Raw genomic sequence first — 20,297 nt, forward strand, 5'->3', positions numbered from 1 at the left:
ATGCTGCTCAATTTCGATCGCCTCGGCTGGTGGAAGTATGTGCTTGTGGCGGTGACCATCGTGACGGCTGCCTTCCTGCTGCTGCCCATCCTCTTCATCGCCGCGCTTTCCTTCGGATCTTCGCAGTGGCTGATCTTTCCGCCTCCGGGCTGGACGCTGCAATGGTACAGCCAGCTTTTCGCCGATCCGCAATGGCTGGCATCGGCCTGGACGAGCTTCAGGATCGCCTCGATCGTCACGGTTCTTTCCGTGTTACTGGGGCTGGTCACCTCCTTCGGCCTGGTGCGCGGAACCTTCATGTTCCGCGACGCGCTGAAAGCGCTTTTCCTGACGCCGATGATCCTGCCCGTCGTCGTCCTTGCCGTTGCCCTTTACGCCTTCTTCCTGAGGATGGGTCTCGGCGGCACCCTGATCGGCTTTGTCATTTCACACCTCGTTCTGGCACTGCCCTTCTCCATTCTTTCCATTTCCAACGCGCTCGAAGGCTTCGACAAATCGATCGAGGATGCAGCGGTGCTCTGCGGCGCCTCGCCCCTTGAGGCGAAGATCAGGGTGACCCTACCGGCCATCAGCCATGGACTGTTTTCGGCCGCGGTTTTCTCGTTCCTGACATCCTGGGACGAAGTGGTGGTGGCGATCTTCATGGCAAGCCCCACGCTACAGACGTTGCCGGTGAAAGTATGGGCCACCCTCCGGCAAGATCTGACGCCGGTCATCGCTGCGGCATCGTCCCTTCTCATCCTCTTGACGATCACTTTGATGGCGCTTGTCGCTATTGCACGCAAGGTACTGAAATCATGAACGAGTCTTTCCTACAGATCAGAGGCATCCGCAAGGAATACGGTCCTGTCGTCGCGGTGCAAGATGTCAATCTCGAGGTTCAGCGTGGCGAGTTCCTGACCTTTCTCGGACCGTCCGGTTCGGGCAAAAGCACGACGCTCTACATCTTGGCCGGCTTCGAAAACCCGACGAAAGGCGACATACTCCTCAATGGACAAACGCTGCTGTCTACGCCGTCGCATAAGCGCAATATCGGCATGGTCTTCCAGCGCTATACCCTGTTTCCGCATTTGACGGTCGGCGAAAACATCGCTTTTCCCCTTAAGGTACGGCGCAAATCCAAGGCGGAAGTCGACAGCAAGGTGAAGGAAATGCTGCGGCTTGTCCGGCTTGAAGGATTCGAGGATCGCAAGCCTGCGCAGATGTCGGGGGGCCAGCAGCAGCGCGTCGCGCTCGCCAGGGCTCTCGCCTATGACCCGCCGGTGCTTTTGATGGACGAGCCGCTTTCTGCGCTCGACAAGAAGCTTCGTGAGGAAATTCAGCACGAGATACGCCGGATCCACCAGCAGACCGAGGTGACGATCCTTTACGTCACGCACGATCAGGAGGAAGCATTGCGTCTTTCCGATCGCATTGCCGTCTTCTCCAAGGGCGTCATCGACCAAATCGGAACCGGGCCGGAACTTTACGCCAATCCCCGCACGCGCTTTGTTGCCGAATTCATCGGCGACAGCGATTTTATCTCCTGCGATCTGCTGTCATCGACGGATGGGCACGCGACGATCTCGCTGGGCGGCGACGCGGTCTTCAGAATCCCCGTGCATGGCAATGCCATTTCCGGCAAGAGGGGAGCCTTGATGCTGAGGCCCGAACGCATTCGGTTGTCGCGAAACCGCGTGCAGAAAGGCAGCCTCGCGGCAACTGTCAGCGATATCACTTTCCTCGGCAACAATGTTCATGTTGCCACCGAGACTGCCGGCGGTGAGGCATTGGCGGTGCGTCTTCCCTTCGGCCATGAGGCCATCACAGGGCTCAGCCGCGGCGAACAGGTGCATTTGGATTTCGATCCGGATGCCGCTCACGTATTTTGCTGAAAGTCGTCAGATGAAGCTCAATGATCTCTCACTCTTTCGCCAGGCGTGTCCGATCGCGGGCAATTGGATCGAAGCGAAGGATCATCAGGCGACGACCATCCGCAATCCGGCCACAGGCGAGGCGCTCGGCGCAGTTCCGGATCTCGGTGCGGCGGAAACCGAGGAGGCAATCCGGACCGCCGTCGTCGCTCAGAAGCTCTGGGCAAAGAAGACCGCGGGGGAGCGCGCTGCCATACTGAAGGTGTGGCATCGCCTGATGATCGAAAATATCGATGATCTGGCAATGATCCTGACGCTGGAGCAGGGAAAGCCCTTGGCCGAGGCTAAGGGGGAGATTGCCTATGGCGCGAGCTTCATCGAATGGTTTGCCGAGGAGGCGAGACGCATCAACGGCGAAACCATACCCGGCCATCAGCATGACAAGCGGATACTTGTCCTGCGCCAGCCGGCGGGCGTCGTCGCTGCGATCACGCCCTGGAATTTTCCAAATGCCATGGTGACCCGCAAGGTCGGCCCGGCGCTTGCCGCCGGCTGCGCAGTTGTTCTGAAGCCAGCGCCGCAGACGCCTTTTTCCGCAATCGCGCTTGCCGTCCTTGGTGAGCGCGCGGGTCTGCCGCCGGGTCTCCTCAACATCGTCACCGGTGATGCTGTAGCGATTGGCGGAGCGTTGACCGCAAGCCCGGCGATCAGGGTTCTGACCTTCACCGGCTCCACACGCACGGGCGAACTGCTTTATCGGCAATGTGCGCCGACGATCAAGAAACTCGGTCTCGAGCTTGGCGGCAATGCCCCATTCATCGTGTTTGACGACGCGGACCTCGACGCTGCGGTCGAGGGTGCGATTATCGCCAAATTTCGCAACAACGGACAAACCTGCGTTTGCGCCAACCGCCTGTATGTCCAGGATAGCGTCTACGAAGCCTTCGCGGCCAAACTCGCCGACGCCGTTGCAAAATTGAAGGTGGGCAACGGGCTCGATCAAGGCGTCGTTCTTGGCCCGCTGATCGACCAGAACGCCGTCCTCAAGGTTGAAGTGCACATTCGCGATGCGGTGGCCAATGGCGCCGAAGTCATCTCAGGCGGCAACCGTCACCCGCTTGGCGGCAACTTCTTTGAGCCGACCGTCCTTCGCAACGTCGACGACAGCATGCAGCTTGCCCGCGAGGAAACCTTTGGGCCCGTCGCGCCGCTCTTCCGCTTCCGCAACGAGAGCGACGTCATCGAACAGGCAAATGACACCGAGTTCGGTCTTGCCTCCTATTTCTATGCGCGCGATTTGTCGCGCGTATTCCGGGTGGCGGAAGCACTGGAATACGGGATGGTGGGTGTCAACACCGGCCTGATTTCCACCGCCGAGGCCCCCTTCGGAGGCGTGAAAATGTCCGGCTTGGGCCGCGAAGGCTCGCGCCACGGCATCGAAGAATATACCGAACTGAAATATGTTTGTTTGGGCGGTATATCGTAGAGCTGCCTTCGGCAGCGAACGGCGCCACAGTTTCATAGGGATGGTTCCTTCGCATTACTCCATCAGGTGATCGAAGCTGTGCCGCCGGAAAGAGGGGAAAGGCGGCCATCGCCGTCGTCGCGAACAGGCGGAAGAACGATTTCCACCACAAGGCCATTCGGCGTCCGATCCAGCAACGTCAGTTTCCCGCCATGACCTTTCCTGATGATGCCCTCCGCAGTCGGAAGCCCAAGGCCAAAACTGCCTCCGACTCCGGTCGTGCGAGCCTCATCCGCTTTGAAGAAGGGCTCCAACACCCGAGCCCTGAGCTCATCCGTCAGGCCCGGACCATTATCGCTCACTCTTACGAATATCCCTTCGTCGCCCGCGTCCTGCAATTCGATATCGATTTGGGTCGCATAGCGGGAAGCGTTTTCAACCAGATTGGATATCGCCCTCGTAATCGCCTCGGATTTGCACATGTATTTTAGCCGTCGAGGCCCGGAAAACCGGACATCGATGCCGGTTTCCGAGAAGTCCGTCGCAATCGTTTGCAGCAGGCTCGACAGGTCCACTTTCCGGGACGGGACGTTGTGGCCTGCGTTTGTGAGAAACGCCAGACTCTCGTTGATCATGCCATCGAGCACGGTCAGATCATGGAGCATCTTGCGCTGAAGCTCGGGCTGCTCGCAGCGCTCCGCGCGCATTCGCAATCGCGTTAGAGGTGTTCTGAGATCGTGGCTGATCGAACTCAGCATTCGCGTCCGACTTTCCGCCATTTGCAATATCCGGCTGCGCATGGTGTTGAGCGATGCGGCGAGGCTTCGAATCTCGGAGCTGCCTTCCGCCACGAACGGCTTTTCCAGACTGTCATCGGTACTTGCGCGTTCCGCCGCCGCTGCAAAGCGGCCCATCGGCCTGATGATCAGCCAACTGCTGACATAGGCGAGCACGATCAGCGGAATGACAATTTTCAGAATTCCACTTGCGACTGCGGGGAAGAACCACAAGGACCGGGAGAAGACGGGCATATGAAAAACAAGAGCCCGTTCCTGGTCGACCTTCACGATGAGGGGAACGGATATCGCTTCCTTATCAAAAAGATGACGCAGGCCGTCGAAGAAGTCGTCTTCCAGAGCGCGTCGCGTTCTCGCGAGAATGTCGGCCGATGTCGCCTCGGCCTCGTCGCGCGTAGAGAGCTGGCCTGCCGGCAGCTTTTCCACCGAGATGTGCAATTTCGCGGCCAAGCTCAGAGCTGCTGCCTCCTCTTCAGGAGAACGGGCCTCTCGGAATTGATCGGCCACACGCTCGATCCGTCCCGCCAGCAAGCCGATCGCCATGCCTTTGTCGTGACGCCCGTAGATAAACGGCTCTGTGGTCGCAGCGACCACGGACACGAGAACGATCAGCAGGAATGCCAGCACGAGGATCTGAGTGCGGATGGAGGCCATGCGGAGACTTTTCACGGCAATTTCTCCACCATGACTGCGAAGAGATAGCCGCCCAGCCGGACAGTCTTGATGAACGTCGGGTCCTTGAGGTTCGGTTCGATCTTCTGTCGTATCCTGCTGATGTGGACATCGATGCTGCGTTCGACCGGTCCGGCCGATCCGGCATGCGTCATGGACAGAAGCTGGTCGCGGGTCAGCACTTTGTTCGGATTGGTGCAGAACGCCCAGAGAAGATCGAACTCGGCTGTCGTCATCGACACTTCATCGCCTTCGGCGTCGAACAGTTGCCGGCTGTTCGGATCGATGCGCCATCCTGCAAAAGTCAGTGGTCCGGATACCTCTTCCTCTCGCCGGGAAAAAGACGCGCGGCGCAGAATGCTTTTGATGCGGGCGAGCAGTTCGCGGGAGTTGAATGGCTTGGTGACATAATCATCGGCACCCAGTTCAAGCCCAAGAATACGATCGATATCCTCCCGCCGTGCGGTCAACATCAAAATGGGGATGGAGCGCGTCGCCCGAAGACGCATGCAAATGCTGAATCCATCCTCACCCGGCAGCATGCCGTCAAGCACGATCAGGTCGAACCTATGAAGACGGAGCAGTCGGTCCATCTCGGCGCCATTGGCGACAGATTGGGCAGTGAAACCGTTGTCGGTCACCAACTCGACCAGCATGGCTGCGATATCGGCGTCGTCTTCGACGATGAGAATATTGGATTGCTCGTAAAGCGCCATTTCAAGTGCCTTTCCGTGGTTCGAGTGAGCCCCTCGAGCCTCCGTCATTTCAGCAATGATTATGTTTGCATGCGGGTAGATCACGCCAGCAACTCCGATGACTGGAAGTCATAAAGATAGCAAAGGAATTCGTGGCGCTGTGTTTGGAAATGTTGAGATATGTTGCGGAGCTGACGGAGTCTCGGGGGCTGTCGAGATGGAGGCGTGCAGGAAAATCGTGATTTGGTTCGGGATGGCCGGGCGATCGGACAACCTTCGCATACGTCCTCGCAACATAACTTAACATCAAAAGACACTCCGCAATCTCGGCTCGGGGCATGGTGCATCGTCACGAGCGGGTCGAGCGCTTTGCCTCGCCCTCTCCCTCGCAAACAAGATGGGGCATCCCTATGGATTTCAGAATATTCGCTTTCGGCGCCTTCGTTCTCTCCCTGGCAGCGCCGGCCATGGCTGCCGACATGACCTTCCAGCAGCCTGCACCGCAGCCGGAGCAACAGAACTATTCGACCTTTGACTGGTCCGGCTTCTATCTTGGTGCCCAGGGCGGATATACTTGGAATAAAGCAACCTATTTGGGCCTGGATCAGACCCTCAACAGCGGATCGGCTGGAGTCCATGCCGGCTATAACTTTCAAACCGGAAGCATCGTTTACGGCATCGAGAACGACTTCAACTACAACTTCGAAAAAGGTGACGAAGCCAAACTCGAATGGGATGCCTCCGGCCGCGCCCGCGTGGGCTACGCGCGGGACCGAAATCTCATTTTCGCGACGGCGGGTCTTGCGGCGGCGGGCGGCAAGGTCGATGTTCCCGCAGTCGGCAAAAAAGACGATATCCTGATCGGCTGGACGGCAGGTGGCGGCATTGAGCACGCGCTCACCGACAATATCCTCGTACGCGGCGAATATCGCTATTCCGATTTCGGGAACAAGGACTTTGGTTCTGGAATCGGGAAAGTCTCGGCCGACCAGCAAAAGATTACTATTGGTGCAAGCTACAAGTTCTGAGAGACGGCTTGGAACATTTTCTGATCGCTGCTTCGCCCAAACTATTGCGGGCGAAGACATCGAGCCGCCAGTTACATGGCACGCACGCGTTCATGAAAGAACGGCCGGCAAACTTGAGCGCGAGATCATAATCTCTCTGGCTCAAGTTGCCGACAGTTAGGAACTACTGAATGTAAATGGCTGCCGTCATTTTCAATCAGACGGTAAGCAGGTCGCTCGTCGTGGTGTCATCCTGGTAGTTCGAGGCGAACAGCGAGCTGAAATCCGGAGCTGGCGGCGGTCCAGCCTTCATCGCGGTCTCGAACTGGCTCTCGGTCAGGGAGCCCGAACTTGTCGTATCGAGACTTTCGAACATATTCGTTGCCTGGTCCTCGCTCACGTCAGACGGACGCGCGGCGACGAATTCGGCTTCGCTGACGCTGCCATCACCATCCGTATCCATTGCGGTGAACGTGCTGGAGATCTGGCTGTCGTCCGGCGCTTCCTCAGAGGGCGGAGCCGGCGGCTGTCCATTGGACTGCATCGCGCTTGCCAACTGGTCCGTCGTCAACGATCCGCTGTTGCTGGTATCGAAGCTTTGAAACAGCGTAGTCGCCTGATCTTCGCTCACGTCGGACGGACGCGCGGCGACGAATTCCGCTTCGGTGATGCTGCCGTCACCATTCGTATCCATCTTAGCGATCATATCGCTCTGGCTGCCGCCCTGACCGTTGGGTCCGCCAGACTGCTGAGCAGACGATGTACTGCTGGAGCTGTCATCCGAATCCGAGCTGGAATCGTCGCCCGAAGCGTTTGCCTGCAGATTGAGCATGATGTTCATGAGCTGCGAAACAAGCTGCTCGGCCGTCGATATCAAGGACTGATCATCCGTCGAAGAAGACGAAGAGGACGATGAGCTTTTGCTGGACGAACTGCTGCCGAGAATGGAAGACACGGAATCGTCCGATGAGGACGATGTCGAGCCGGATCTTTGATACTGATAGTAATTATTTGATAAAACAGATGAAATGCTCGTCAAGGGGGCCTCCAGATGCGAGCGTTGCACGGACTCCGGTTTTTACGCTTACATGACTCTACGCTTGCCATGCCGCGTTGGATGAACGCGGCAGTGCGTCTTTCGACATCAATGCAGACGGATAGAGTTGCCGAATACTGGAGGCCAAGCTTTTTCCGGATCCTCGCTTGCGCCGAAGCGCGCCTGGAAGACGGATGAAAAGATAAGCCATGACAGTTGCCGCCATCATGGCGTTATCCGCAGTCCGCATTCTCGATCTGGTACTCCCCAACGGCCTGAAACTGCACAGGCAAACTTGTGCGAACCTTGTAAAGTCCGGCCGTTATGCCGATTTCGAGTTCCTTAGCTGGGGGCGTTGGGGCTGCGAGAGGCATGGATCACATCGAGCTGCCAAGCCGAGTTCGCCAGAAACAAAATTCAATAATTCGGCACACACAGAAACAACGAATCTTCCTAGATTCCGCCGGGGCGCCCGTAACGGAAAAGGGATATGGCGAATGACGGAAAATCGACTGGTCTTCATAGCCACCCCCTGTTTCGGCGGCATGGTTGCCAAGGACTATATGCAATCCATCATTTCGCTGATGCAGGTCGGTGGGCAATCCGGTGTGCAATTGACGCTGGCGTTGCTCGGCAACGATGCGCTGATCACCCGCAGCCGCAACACGCTCGTATCGCATTTTCTCAATGATACAGCGGCGACCCATATGCTGTTCATCGATGCGGATATCAGCTTCGAACCGGAACAGGTGATGCGGCTGTTGAGTGCCGACAAGGATGTGGTCGCGGCTATGTATCCCATCAAGGACTACGACTGGAGCAATGCTGCAAAGGCACCCTCACGGAGCGCTGAAACTCTGGCGGAAGCGGCATTGCATTACGTAGGCACGCCGCTGACCGGTCCGGGCGCTGAACGGGATGGCGATTTCGTCACCGCGATCTATGCGGGCACCGGCATGCTTCTCATCAAGCGCGCCGTCATCGAAAAGATGATCGCAGCCTATCCCGACTTGCGTTACGACGCGATCCACGCCTATCCCGGCACCAAACGCACGCCGGCCACGCAATATGCGCTGTTCGAGTGCCTTATCGAGGAACAAACCGGCATCTACCTCAGCGAAGACTTTGCCTTCTGTCATCGCTGGCGAGCTCTTGGCGGAGAGATTTGGCTTGATACCGGCAGCAAGCTCAGCCACACCGGCGCTCATCGTTTCGCTGGCAACCCTCGGCCGCGTTATGACGCGATAGGCGCCTGAAAAAGCGCCGAACGACCCGTTCACGAACGGCACTACCGGCCCGCTACGGGTTCTCAGCCTTTTCTTCGCAGCATCATCATGAGGAAAGGCGCACCGACGATCGCCGAGACGAGGCCGGCGGGTATCTGGTATGGCCAGACGATGGTGCGGCCGATGAAGTCTGCAAACACCATCAGCGCGCCGCCGATGGCGGCTGCTCCCACCATTTGCGGCAGCGCACGGACGAGCCCGGCTTCCCTTGCCAGGTGAGGCCCCATCAGGCCGATAAATGTCAATGGGCCGACGCTCAACGTTGCGGCCGCGCTCATCAGGCCCGCAAGGCCGAACAGCGCGAAACGGGACTTGCGTAAGGGAACGCCGATGGCTGCCGCCTGCGATGGGCCGAGCGGCAAGATGTCCAACCAGCGTCGAGCGAGGAAAGCAGCCGCGGTCAGAATCACGGCCGCAGTGGTAACGGTCATGGCGGTACGGGCGTCGACGCCGTAGGTCGAACCGCTCATCCAGCGCATCAGGAGGACAGCGCGCGGATCGCCGGTGGAGCTGAGGACACCGACAATGGCATCCACCATGGCGCTCAAGGAGATGCCGGCAAGCAGCACACGCTCCGGCGCCAGCCCCGTGCGCATCGCGCTGAGCAGGATCATGGCGAGCACGAGAAGCGCGCCTATGGCCGCGAAGGCCATTTGCCCGAAAAGCCCGGGAACAATGATAAAGACGGCAACTGCCACGCCGAAGGTCGCGCCCGCGCTGACGCCGAGCAACTCAGGGCTCGCCATCTCATTACCGGTGATCCTCTGTAGGATGACGCCTGCGACGGCGAGCATCGCGCCGGAGGATAACGCGGCAAAAACCTTGGGGAGGCGCATCGGAACGATCTCGCCAAAGAGCGCCCCATGAGGGAAGCCCCAGCTTCCGTCGACGCCGCGTCCGAGGAACACACCGATGGCGAGCGCGACAAACAAACCGACGAGAGCAATGGCAAGCACGCCCGTTCTGGCCGATGTCCACGAGCGAGCTCTCTCTTTCAACTGCAGCGCTCGATGCCGGACTTTCAACCTGGGAAGCAGCAGCAGAAGCAAGGGCGAACCGAAGATCGCCGTGACCGCACCCGTGGGCAGGAACTCTCCCAATTTGCCCGCAATCAACTGAATGGCAGTATCCGCAATCAGCAGCAGCCCAGCGCCGATCAAGGGTGACCACAACAGCAATTGCTGCGGTCGCCGTGCCCCGGAAAGCCTGGCAATCGTCGGCGCAACCAGACCAATGAAGCCGATAACCCCGACAGCGCTGGTCACAACAGCGGCAAGCGCTACCGCGCCGCCAACGACGATGAAGCGCAGCCGGGTAAGGCGGACGCCGAGCGCCGACGCGGTGCCCTCACCGAGATCGAGGAGGGAGAGCGGCCGCATGACGAGCGCGCAGATGACTGCGATGACCGCCGTCTTCCAAAGGAGCGACAGCGGAATGACCCAGCTCTGCTGTGCAAGCGATCCCGCACCCCAGATGAAGAGGCTGACGAGATAGCGCTCGTTGAGAAGAGTGAGGATTGCCGACAAGGCGCCGCACCACAGGCTGATGACCAGGCCCGACAAGACCAGCGAAAAGGGTGAAAAGCCGCGCTGTGCCCCGAGGCTCATGACGATGCAAGCGACCACTGTGCTTCCCGCGAGTGCAACCATGTCCCGGCCCAACCCGAGCAAACCCGGGAAGAACAAGCTCGTGACGACCAGCGCCAGATTGGCACCAGCGGAAATTCCGAGCGTCGTCGGATCGGCAAGGGGATTGCGCAAAACCTGTTGGAGAAGTGCACCAGCAAGCGAAAGCGCTGCCCCGGCGAGCAGGGCCGTCGCAAGGCGAGGGAGCGTCGAATAGAAAAGAACCATCCTCGGCACGTCATAGCTCGTCTGGCTCATGGCTTCCAACAAGGGGGAAATGAGGAACCACGACAGGAGGCTGCCGGCGCCGAGGAGCACCAGCGCGACGATTGCGGGTCCGAAGGCGAACTTTCCAAAAATCCTGTTCATTCCTTGGGATCCAAAAGATCGGTCAGAAGGCGGCCGAACCGCAGCGCCTCGTTGACCATGCCGAACATCAAAGCAGGCGGAAGAATTGAAAGATGTCCCGGTCGCGCGAAGGGGAGGCTTTGCCAAAGAGGACTCTGCTTGATTTTGGGCAGGACATCTGCCGGTACAGGCTCGAAGGCGATCAGACGCGCATCGGGATCGGCGACACGAGAGAGATCCTCGATGGCGATCGTTTGGAAGCCCCAGTAGTTCGATTCCTCGGTCCAGGCGTTTCGTACGCCGATGCGCTCCAGAACGTTGTGATAGAGCCCTGGCCGCGCATAAATTCTGGCGTGGCGAGCGTCCATGAAGTTGATGAGCGCCACGGAGGGAAGGGATTTTGCGGCAAGACGGGTGCGGCATTCGGTGAAGAAGGCGTCCGCGCGCTGGAGAAAACCTTCCGCCTCCGCTTCCCGGTCGATCGCTGCCGCTAGTTTTCGTGTGGCCGCGATGGCCGCCGGCAATATGGGGCCGATATCGGGCGCGTAAATCTCAAGGCGGACGACCTTCGCGACTTGCTTCAGCTTCGGCAGCAGTTCGTCGAGATAGGGCGTCGTCAGAATGATGTCCGGCTTAAGGGCAACAAGGAGTTCGAAATTGACCTCCCATGAGCTACCCAGGTTCACGACGGACTGAGGCATTGCCGGTTCGACCACCCATTTATCCCAATCGGCCAGATCGGACACCGCCAACGGAACGATGCCGAGCGAAAGAAGCGTCGATACGAGACCGTAGTCGAGGCTGACGATCCGCGGTGCGGATTGCGCAAAAGCCGGGGCATTGCCCGCCACCGCCGCGGCGGCCATTGTCCGCAAGAGCGCCCGACGTGACAGTGGGGAAAAAGGAACCGAGTTAGCAGGCATAGGCGAGCGGATAGCCGGTCTTCGGCGCGGCGATTACATCCATGTCGATTCCGTAGATATCCTGCAGCCGCTCGCGCATCAGGATCTGATCCGGCCTTCCGCTGGCGACGACGCGTCCACGTTTCAGCGCGCTGATGCGATCACAGAAACGGGCAGCCATGTTGATGTCGTGAAGGACGATGACCACGCTCAGGCCCTTTTCATGGGAGAGCCTGCGTATCAAAGATAGGACCTCGATCTGGTGCGCAATGTCGAGCGCCGCGGTCGGCTCGTCCAGCAGCAGGCATTCGGTATCCTGCGCGACGAGCATGGCGAGCCAGGTTCGCTGCCTTTCGCCGCCGGAAAGCGTCGCCACGATGCGGTCGGCGAGCGGTTCCAGATGCGTCAGGGCAAGCGCTTGCTCCACCTTTTCTCCATCTCTCCTGGAAAAGCGCCCGAGCGGGCCATGCCAAGGATAGCGCCCGCAGCGCACCAGCTCCCGAACCGTCATGTCGGTGCTGGCGCTCACATCCTGCGGCAGATAGGCGACCGAGCGCGCAAAGGCGCGTTCCGGAAACGAGCTGATATCCCGACCGGCATAGCGGGCCGAACCTGCCGTAGGCTGAAGCTGTCGGCCGAGAATTTTCAGCAGGCTCGATTTTCCCGAACCGTTATGCCCGACCAACGCGACGAACTCGCCTTTTGGAAACGAAAGATCGACATCGCTCAGGATGTCGGTTCCGTCGATCGAAAGCGAAATGCGATGCGTCGCGAACGCCTCGGTCGGCGCGCTTGCGCCGGCGATGTCTTTGCGATTTTCCACGTGTCGTCCCTCGCGGCAAGGTGCCTGTCGGTACTAAAGATGACTGCTGTAATCAAGTATTATTTCCTACGCCTGCAATCCTAGCTTAGGTTGCCGCTGGCGTATCGATGAAATCGAGAAGGTGGCTAATGGCGGTGCTGCGGTAGCCTCTCCAGCCGAGCGTCGGACATCCGATTTTTTAAGTTGACTCTTTTGGTTATGTTTATATTTTGCGCCCAACGCAGGCGGATCGCCGGGGACCGCTGCTCCGCTGCGTGACCAGAAAATGACAAACAGGAGTGGCTTTGCATGGTGATCATCCGGCAGGCAGGATTTCGCGCGTCCTTAAATTGCGCGGATCGGCGTCATGTGGCGTGGCATCTGATTGCCAGCGGTGCTTTGACGGCCGTTTCCCTGACCTTGGCGCCGGCGTCTTGGGCGCAGGACTCCGCAACCGAACTTCCGAAGATCGTCGTGGTCGGCAAATCCGACCGCGCAATCGGCCCTGACGCCACCATTGTCGCCACGGAAACGACGACCGGCACCAAGACGGACACCCCGATCATCGATATCCCTGCAGCAGTTTCGGTCGTGACGGAAAAGGAGCTCGAGGAGCGCCATGTCGACAATCTGCAGCAAGCCGTGGCCTACACGGCAGGCGTCTTCTCCGACGAGTTCGGGAATGACGACCGTTATGACTATTTCCGCATTCGCGGCTTCGATCAGACGGCGCTGGGCACTTACCGCGACGGGCTTACGGCACGCATTCCAGCCTGGTATACGGCAAGCCGCCTTGAGCCCTACGGCTTGCAGCGCGTTGAAGTCCTGAAGGGATCGACGTCGACGCTTTTTGGTCTCAACGCTCCGGGCGGTCTCATCAATGCGATCACGAAGCGGCCGCCGGAGGAAAAGCAGGGCGAGGTCTACACATCCTTCGGCGATGGAACCAAGGAGGTCGGTACCGACTTCGGCGGACCGCTCGATGCCGACGGAGTCTGGAGCTACCGGTTTACCGGCCTCGCCAAGGACGGAGATCTCGGCTGGGTCTATTCCAACGACGACCGTCTCTATGTCGCGCCGGCTCTGACCATCAAGCCCGAGGAAGGAACATCGCTCACCATCCTTACCGACTACTACAAGCGGAACGGGACTGGCGCGCGCGGGTTTCCGACCGGCGCCAACCTGAATATCAATACCTTCCTGGGCGAACCGGACTTCAATCGCTTCAACACCCGTCAAAGCGATATCGGTTATCAGTTCGAGCATGAAATCGACGATGGCCTGACCTTCCGCTCCAATGCCCGTTACACGCATCTCAGCCTCGATTATGCCGAGGTCTACGGAGCCTCCCTCGATCCGACCGCCGACCGTCAAGCGTTCTCGGTGGATGGCCTGTCGAACCGCTATGTGATCGACAACCAGCTTCAATACGATACGGGGTGGAAAGCCTTCGACAGCAAGACGCTTGTCGGCATCGACTACGCCAACGACAACACCCGCGAAAACATCCAGTATGGCACGGCGGGACCGATCGACATCTACAACCCCGTCTATTGCGGTCTCTCCTGCATCAATCTCAACCCTTATGTGAACTGGCGCGTCAAGCAGCAGGCCATCGGGCTCTATGCGCAGGAGCAATTGACCTTCGACGATCGTTGGATCGCGACGCTGGGCGGCCGCTGGGACCATGTCCATACGACCGCTGACTATGTCGACCTCGGTACCAGGGACGACAATACCGAATCCGCCTTCACCAAACGCGTCGGGCTGACCTACAAGATCAACTCCAATCTTGCCGCCTATGTGAATTATTCGGAAAGCTTCCAGCCTATCGTGACGCCATCGGCCAATGGCTATGCATTGAGCGGTTCGCTCAAGCCTCAAAGGGGCGAGCAGTACGAGGTCGGGTTGAAGTATCAGCCCGACAATTTCGATGGACTGTTTAGCGCTGCCCTGTTCGATCTGACCCAGACAAATGTACCGACCTATGTGACGCCGCTCATTCAGGAGCAGATCGGCAAAGTGGGCGTGCGCGGCATCGAGTTGGAGGGCAAAGCGGCACTGAACGATCGTGTCAACCTGACACTCGCTTATTCCTACTGGGATGCCGAGATCCGTGAGGATGGAACGGGTGGAAATATCGGCAACAGGCCGCAGCGCGTCCCGAGGCATCTCGCCTCGGCGTGGCTCGACTACACGATCCCGGGAGAGGGGCAACGCGGCGACCTGACCCTCGGCGGCGGGGTGCGTTATATCGGGCAGACCTATGGCGATGACGCCAACACGGTCTCGGTCGGCGGATATACCGTGTTCGATGCAGCGGTCAGCTACAATGTGACCAAGAATGCCAAGCTGGCGGTCAATGCCACAAATCTCTTCGACCGCAAGTATGTCGCAAGCAGCTACTACGGCACTGAATACTATGGCGATCGACGCAAGGTCGTCGGTACGCTGAAATATACCTGGTGAGATAAGCGATTGGTTCGGCCCCAAGCCTTGTCAACGCAGCCGAGACCGTCCGCATCCCAGGATGCGGACGGCGTTCGCGATCTCGGAGAGCTCTTGGTTCGCCATTGTGGGGAGAAATACAGCTTCTGCCGCGGAAAATTCTTGCTGGACGCGCCGGCTGGCTGCGATGTCATCGCATGCTCCGCGCTTTGCGAAGCGGATTGTTTCAATGGCATCATCGACCGCTATGGGACGGCGTTCTTGCCGGCCGATCGTCGCGCAATCGTCTCCCTCTGGACCCTTTATTATTTCAGTATCTTGACCATCAACACCGCGCTCGCATGGCTCGAGCTCAGACGCTGCCTGCCGGTCTCGCTTGACGAGGTCTCAGTGTGTCTCGACCGGGAAACAGCAGCTCCGGTATCGTTTCTTTTGCCTGATCTCGGACAGGTGCGGGAGCTCGATATCCACGCAGCGATGCGGCCCCTTCTGCGGCAGCATATAGCACCCTTGACCGAAGCGATTTCCCATCACGCACATCTGAGCGCGAAGCTGCTTTGGGGAAATGCGGCTGGTTATCTCGACTGGATCATCGATGAAACAGGCCGTCAAAGTACTCCCGCATTGGCGGAGGAAGGGGTGCCGCTGTTTTCCGACCCTAAGTTTCCCGACGGCGAGAAGAACCCCTTATGTGGTACCCTTCGCGGCATGACGGACGAGAGCGGCCTTCAATTCAAACGTCGCAAAGTGTGTTGTCTGCGCTACTGCCTTCCGGATGTCGGCGGATGCGGTCTTAGCTGCCCGTTGCCGCAGGGACGGCGATAAGCTGGAAGCAAGGCCTCCCCGTGGTGACACAAAGGTGGCATTATATTTGAAGTGCGCGTGGTCGATCGGCATTTGTCATCTCTGCCGTCCGAAAGTGCAAGTACAGAGATTTACTTCAGCCGACGGTAGTGTCTGCAACGACACCTTTCTCGCGTGAAATCGCAACGGAACCGTTCTGGCCGATGAATGCTTCCATAATGGAAAAACGGCGAGCCGCGCCTAGATGAATTATGGAGGAGGAGAATGCATTATGAACGTACTGATTGTCGAAGACGAGGGACTCGTCGCCTTCCAACTCAAGAAAATAGCCGTTGACGCGGGGTTCTCGGTCCTCGGCCCGGCATCCGGCGTCGAGCAGGCATTGGCCTATGCCAGACGAGCCGAGATCGCTTTGGTCGATATCGGCCTTTCGGAGGGTAAAAGCGGCCCCCAGCTCGCCCGCCGGCTGATCGACCGCTTTCATACGACGGTTATTTTCGTAACGGGAATACCCGAGGCGATCCGGCAGGGATTCGGCGGCGCCTTCGCGATTATTCCGAAGCCGTTCAGCGACAGGCAGGTTGCCGAAGCCCTGGGCCGTGCCCGCGACATGCGGATGGGCCTGGAAAACCAAACCATGCTTCACAGGTCATGAGGCTGAGCAGCGGACGATTATCTAGATCAAATGCTTCGACCGTCAAAAAAAGAGTCGAAGTCCGCTCTCCCGATGCCGTCTTATTCGCGATACCAGCGCAGCGACAGACAGGAAAGACCTGCATCGATCCTGCCGATTTCAGCCGTCTTCATTGCCACAATCCTGTAGCCGAGCTTATCGAGCATCTCGAGGGTACGCGGATGATCGGAAGGAACCATGAGGACGTCATTGACGCGCAGCGCATTCGCAGCCGCCTCTTCGCCTTCAGGAATGATGATCTGCTTGAAATCCTTGAAGACGCCGGAGCGTGCAAGGCGGGCGGTCGAGAGCACCGTTTCCTCGTCCAGCAGCGAGCAGTCGGTCTTGAAATGAAGCACACCTTCCGGCGTGGCAACAAGCTCGGCTTTGCGGCCGAGCTCGTCGATGCAGCCGGCAAGAGCCTCCGCGCCCTTCTTGTCGGTTCGTGCCGAAAGACCGATCATAACGCTCTTCGGCGTCGTCAAGACATCACCGCCGTCAACATAACCATGACCCGGGAGATCGAGGACGGTATCGAACATATCCTGCAAGGTGGATGCGATTGCCGCTGACTCGCCTACGCGGCTTGCTGCACCCGGGCGAAGCAGGATCGCGCCTTCAGTGAACACGAGTGCGGGATCCTCGACGAAGATGGAATCGGGAAAGGCCTCCAGCGCCGGCAGGATGGTCACCTTAACGCCAGCTTCGCGCATAGCAGCGATGTAGTCATCATGCTCCGACTTCACGCCGTCATAGGTAGGGCTGGCATGGTCCCCGGCGCGCAGGCCATCGACGACCGAGCGCGATGGCTCGCGAACGATGGCGGAGTTGAAATGATAAACCGATCTGGGTGAGGACATTTCCAAATACCTTTTCTTGCCGTGCAACGCGTTTCTATCGCTTATCGACGGTGGTCGATAGTTCCCGTTTGCGGCCGTCAGAGCTACCGGCCTCTGCCAAAGAGGACGATATTGGTCCAAATTTTCTGTCGGGAGCTTAAGATCGCTCGGTCCGGTCGATTTTCCGGTTGCAATAATCGTGGTGCTTAAAATCCACAGGCATGCATCCGTCCGGGCGCTAGCGCTCGTTCCCGAGACGGATTCGTGCGCAGCAAGAATGAACCGTTCAAGGCATCAATCGTCAATCCGAAATCCGACCTTCATCACCACCTGATAATGTGCGACCGCGCCATCCCTAATGTGCCCCCTGATTTGTTCCACCTCGAACCAGTCGAGATTTCTCATGGTCTTCGAAGCCCGCGCAATCGCCGTTTCGATCGCGTCGGTCACCGAGGTCTGGGAACTGCCGATAAGTTCCACTTTCTTATAGACATGATCGTTCACGTTATCCTCCCACATTCGTGCAAACTATGTTTCGCTTCGAACTTCCGGACCGTGTTCCTGTGGCCGGCTTAAGAGACGTCTGTTGTTCCAGCGTCTCGCACTCACGATCCGGCAACAATGGTCCTTTGTCAAACAGTCCGAATCGCACTTGAGGCGGTTGCGCTGGCGCGATCAAGCAGACCAGTCTTTTGCTCAACATTTCCGCCATCGGGATTTTTGTAAACCAATGTTTCCAGCGGGAGTTTTCGCTGGTTTTGCCTGCGAAAAACCTTCTTTTGGAGAGGAGTTTGTATAAAAGTCTCAAAGAACTGGAATGATGGCTATGACTGTGACCGCCGCGTCCGATATCTTGATTGTCGATGACGACCACGAAATCCGCACGCTTCTGAGCCGCTACCTCGAGGAGCAGGGCTTTCGCGTATCGACGGCAAGCGACCTTCGCGGCTGCAACGACGCCCTTAATCGGCGTTCCCCCGATCTCCTTGTTTTGGACGTCATGCTGCCCGACGGATCGGGCCTTGATCTTTGCCGCGATCTGCGGAACCGCCGTCCCCGTGTCCCGATCATCCTCCTGACCGCTCTCAAGGAAGATATCGATCGGATATTGGGGCTTGAAATCGGGGCAGACGACTATCTCGGCAAGCCGTTCAACCCGCGAGAATTGGCGGCGCGTATCCGAGCGGTCCTGCGCCGGGTAAACGAGGATCCGTCCCCCGAGCCGGAGCAGCGCCGCTTCCATTTTGCCGAGATGACGCTCGATCCGCAGCTTCGCCGCGTCACGAGGGACAATGGCGAGGTTATCTCGCTGACCGGAGCCGAATTCGATCTGCTCAAGGCCTTTATCGAACGCGCCGGCCGGCTGCTGTCCCGAGATCAATTGCTCGACCTGACGCAGGGGCGTGATCGTGATCCTGCCGATCGTTCGATCGACGTGCTGATGAGCCGGTTGCGTCGCAAGCTGGGGGAGACGGCCGAAGAGCCAGTGTTCAGAACGGTCCGAAACGGCGGCTATCAGCTCGTCGTGCCGGTGACGGCTGTCAAGGGCGATCCATGAAGTCCCTGGGCGCCCGCCTGGCGCTTCTCTTGCTGACGGCCATTGTTCTGGTGGTTATCACGTCGTCTTTTGTAGCAAGCCTTGTGATGCGAGGACCGCGCCCGGAAGTAACCATGGAGCCGATGGCGCGCCAGCTCTCCATACTCGCGAAATTTGCGGAGGCAGACAAGGCTGCGGCGATCTCTGCCGGCCTGGTCATTGCCCCCGCTCCCGCGGCCGGGCGCCGGGATGACGGGCTTTCCGACTTCCTGATGGAAAGCCTGCGTCGAACCGGCGAGCCGCGGGAAGCGACCATATCCCGCAAGCCGAGGGGAGGCACGATTGCCTCGCTCAGGCTTCCGGATGGCAATTGGATCGTGATGCCGATCTCGGAACTCGGTCCGCCTCCCGGAGGGTGGAAGATTCTCGCAGGCTGGCTGGGCCTCATCATTACGGGAAGCGTGCTGATTTCCATATTTGCCGCATCGAAGATCATGAAGCCGCTCCGCCTGCTTGAACGAGCCTCGGCCGAGATCGGCCCGGACGGGACGCTCCCGCACGTTCCGGAAACCGGTCCGGGGGAGATTCGTGTCACGGCACGGGCTCTCAACGAACTATCGGCAAGGGTGAAGGCTGCAACGGAGAGCCGGATGCGGCTGGTCGCAGCCGCCGGGCATGATCTTAGAACCCCCATGACGCGTATGCGATTGCGTGCCGAATTCATCAAGGACGATGAAGATCGGCTGAAATGGCTCGCCGATCTCGAAGAACTTGACACGATTGCCGACAGCGCCATCGGATTGGTGCGGGAAGAAATCTCCAAGGACAGCCTGCAGTGCATAAGGCTCGATACGATCGTCGCAAACATTGTGACGGAGCTGACCACGATGGGCATGGATATCAGAGTCAGCGAGCTGCAGCCCTCGACGATTTCTGCAGGCCGTTTGGCGATCACAAGGGCCCTGCGCAACCTCTTGATCAACGCTGCAACGCATGGTGAATCGGCAGTCGTTACCGTTACTCACCCCGGCGACAAGGCCGTGGTCACAATCGTCGATACAGGGCCCGGCATTCCCGAAGAACGCTTGAGCCAAGTCTTCGAGCCCTTCTTTCGCATCGATATGGCACGGCAACGGTCTTTCCCCGGAGCAGGCCTTGGAATGGCCATCGCCAAGGAAATCGTTTCCAGGTTCGAAGGGGAGATCACCGTACGCAACCGGCAACCCAGGGGGCTGGAGCAGCTGGTCGCTTTCAAGATGGGCAGCGATAAACTCGCCGCCGGTTGAGAGACCGCCTTTATTCAATATTGGGCGACCATTTCACGTCTGGATCGTTGCTTCGCTATCGGAAAAATCGGCCGTGATTTGAAGTGCATCAAATGAAAATAAATAGTCAAAAGAACAAAATTGATTGTAACTTTGCCAATTTCAAATGTTGTAGCCACAGAAATCATAAGAGATGACAGTAAACGTCATGTTGTAGATAAATGTATCGAAAGTTGTACTAGA

18 protein-coding genes are annotated in these 20,297 nt (G+C 58.6%); 10 read left to right on the forward strand and 8 right to left on the reverse strand.

What is annotated here, in order from left to right; translation table 11 throughout:
• From QA646_RS19470 to QA646_RS19480, 3 genes are read left to right on the forward strand one after another with little or no spacing between them, the layout of a single operon-like run.
• Entirely contained in the window at positions 1-801 is an 801-nt protein-coding gene (locus QA646_RS19470) for an ABC transporter permease (protein WP_283059894.1), read from the forward strand.
• Complete coding sequence (locus tag QA646_RS19475) at positions 798-1,874, forward strand: ABC transporter ATP-binding protein (RefSeq protein WP_283059895.1); 1,077 nt, start codon at positions 798-800, stop codon at positions 1,872-1,874. Before QA646_RS19470 ends, QA646_RS19475 begins: the two co-directional genes overlap by 4 nt.
• Before the next feature lie 10 nt (positions 1,875-1,884).
• Positions 1,885-3,339 carry an NAD-dependent succinate-semialdehyde dehydrogenase gene (locus QA646_RS19480; protein ID WP_283059896.1) on the forward strand — a complete coding sequence of 485 codons (1,455 nt, stop codon included), beginning with the start codon at positions 1,885-1,887 and terminating at the stop codon, positions 3,337-3,339.
• 62 nt (positions 3,340-3,401) lie between these two features.
• Here QA646_RS19480 and QA646_RS19485 read toward each other — a convergent pair whose 3' ends face one another.
• Both QA646_RS19485 and QA646_RS19490 read right to left on the reverse strand, forming a co-directional pair.
• Positions 3,402-4,784, reverse strand: a complete 1,383-nt coding sequence (locus QA646_RS19485) for an ATP-binding protein (protein ID WP_283059897.1) — start codon at positions 4,782-4,784, stop codon at positions 3,402-3,404.
• A complete protein-coding gene (locus QA646_RS19490) occupies positions 4,781-5,503 on the reverse strand; it encodes a response regulator (protein ID WP_283059898.1) in 723 nt (240 codons plus the stop codon). Before QA646_RS19490 ends, QA646_RS19485 begins: the two co-directional genes overlap by 4 nt.
• A 389-nt stretch (positions 5,504-5,892) precedes the next feature.
• Here QA646_RS19490 and QA646_RS19495 point away from each other — a divergent pair, with 389 nt between their 5' ends.
• Positions 5,893-6,510, forward strand: coding sequence for an outer membrane protein (locus tag QA646_RS19495; protein WP_283059899.1), 618 nt, complete (start codon positions 5,893-5,895; stop codon positions 6,508-6,510).
• Positions 6,511-6,706: 196 nt separating this feature from the next.
• Here the strand turns inward: QA646_RS19495 and QA646_RS19500 are convergent, their stop codons facing one another.
• Entirely contained in the window at positions 6,707-7,366 is a 660-nt protein-coding gene (locus QA646_RS19500) for an EF-hand domain-containing protein (RefSeq protein ID WP_283059900.1), read from the reverse strand.
• A 656-nt stretch (positions 7,367-8,022) separates the two neighbouring features.
• Between QA646_RS19500 and QA646_RS19505 the strand changes: the two genes are divergently transcribed.
• Positions 8,023-8,781: a hypothetical protein gene (locus QA646_RS19505; RefSeq protein ID WP_283059901.1), complete on the forward strand. Its 759-nt coding sequence runs from the start codon at positions 8,023-8,025 to the stop codon at positions 8,779-8,781.
• Positions 8,782-8,834: 53 nt separating this feature from the next.
• On the opposite strand, the gene fhuB is transcribed toward QA646_RS19505, so the two are convergent.
• From fhuB to QA646_RS19520, 3 genes are read right to left on the reverse strand one after another with little or no spacing between them, the layout of a single operon-like run.
• Positions 8,835-10,805 carry a Fe(3+)-hydroxamate ABC transporter permease FhuB gene (gene fhuB, locus QA646_RS19510; protein ID WP_283059902.1) on the reverse strand — a complete coding sequence of 657 codons (1,971 nt, stop codon included), beginning with the start codon at positions 10,803-10,805 and terminating at the stop codon, positions 8,835-8,837.
• A complete protein-coding gene (locus QA646_RS19515) occupies positions 10,802-11,650 on the reverse strand; it encodes an iron-siderophore ABC transporter substrate-binding protein (RefSeq protein WP_283059903.1) in 849 nt (282 codons plus the stop codon). The genes fhuB and QA646_RS19515 overlap by 4 nt, the downstream gene beginning before the upstream one ends.
• 46 nt (positions 11,651-11,696) lie before the next feature.
• On the reverse strand, positions 11,697-12,491 hold the full coding sequence (locus QA646_RS19520; RefSeq protein ID WP_283060504.1) for an ATP-binding cassette domain-containing protein: 795 nt from the start codon (positions 12,489-12,491) through the stop codon (positions 11,697-11,699).
• 306 nt (positions 12,492-12,797) lie between these two features.
• Between QA646_RS19520 and QA646_RS19525 the strand changes: the two genes are divergently transcribed.
• From QA646_RS19525 to QA646_RS19535, 3 genes are all read left to right on the forward strand, one after another.
• Positions 12,798-14,957 carry a TonB-dependent siderophore receptor gene (locus QA646_RS19525; RefSeq protein WP_283059904.1) on the forward strand — a complete coding sequence of 720 codons (2,160 nt, stop codon included), beginning with the start codon at positions 12,798-12,800 and terminating at the stop codon, positions 14,955-14,957.
• Positions 14,958-15,197: 240 nt separating this feature from the next.
• The gene (fhuF, locus tag QA646_RS19530) at positions 15,198-15,761 is read left to right on the forward strand and encodes a siderophore-iron reductase FhuF (RefSeq protein ID WP_283059905.1); all 564 of its coding nucleotides are present in this window, start codon (positions 15,198-15,200) and stop codon (positions 15,759-15,761) included.
• 250 nt (positions 15,762-16,011) lie between these two features.
• On the forward strand, positions 16,012-16,395 hold the full coding sequence (locus QA646_RS19535) for a response regulator (RefSeq protein ID WP_283059906.1): 384 nt from the start codon (positions 16,012-16,014) through the stop codon (positions 16,393-16,395).
• Between the two features lie 80 nt (positions 16,396-16,475).
• Here the strand turns inward: QA646_RS19535 and QA646_RS19540 are convergent, their stop codons facing one another.
• Positions 16,476-17,273: an arginine deiminase family protein gene (locus QA646_RS19540; protein WP_283059907.1), complete on the reverse strand. Its 798-nt coding sequence runs from the start codon at positions 17,271-17,273 to the stop codon at positions 16,476-16,478.
• Between the two features lie 273 nt (positions 17,274-17,546).
• Positions 17,547-17,756 (reverse strand): dodecin, encoded by a 210-nt coding sequence (locus tag QA646_RS19545; RefSeq protein ID WP_283059908.1) that lies wholly within the window; start codon positions 17,754-17,756, stop codon positions 17,547-17,549.
• Positions 17,757-18,078: 322 nt separating this feature from the next.
• On the opposite strand from QA646_RS19545, the gene QA646_RS19550 reads away from it, so the two are divergent.
• Together QA646_RS19550 and QA646_RS19555 are read left to right on the forward strand one after the other, a co-directional pair.
• A complete protein-coding gene (locus tag QA646_RS19550; RefSeq protein ID WP_283059909.1) occupies positions 18,079-18,810 on the forward strand; it encodes a response regulator in 732 nt (243 codons plus the stop codon).
• Entirely contained in the window at positions 18,807-20,075 is a 1,269-nt protein-coding gene (locus QA646_RS19555) for an ATP-binding protein (RefSeq protein ID WP_283059910.1), read from the forward strand. Before QA646_RS19550 ends, QA646_RS19555 begins: the two co-directional genes overlap by 4 nt.
• Positions 20,076-20,297: the final 222 nt, after the last annotated feature.

This window comes from Rhizobium sp. CB3090 (genome assembly GCF_029714285.1).
GTDB lineage: Bacteria > Pseudomonadota > Alphaproteobacteria > Rhizobiales > Rhizobiaceae > Rhizobium.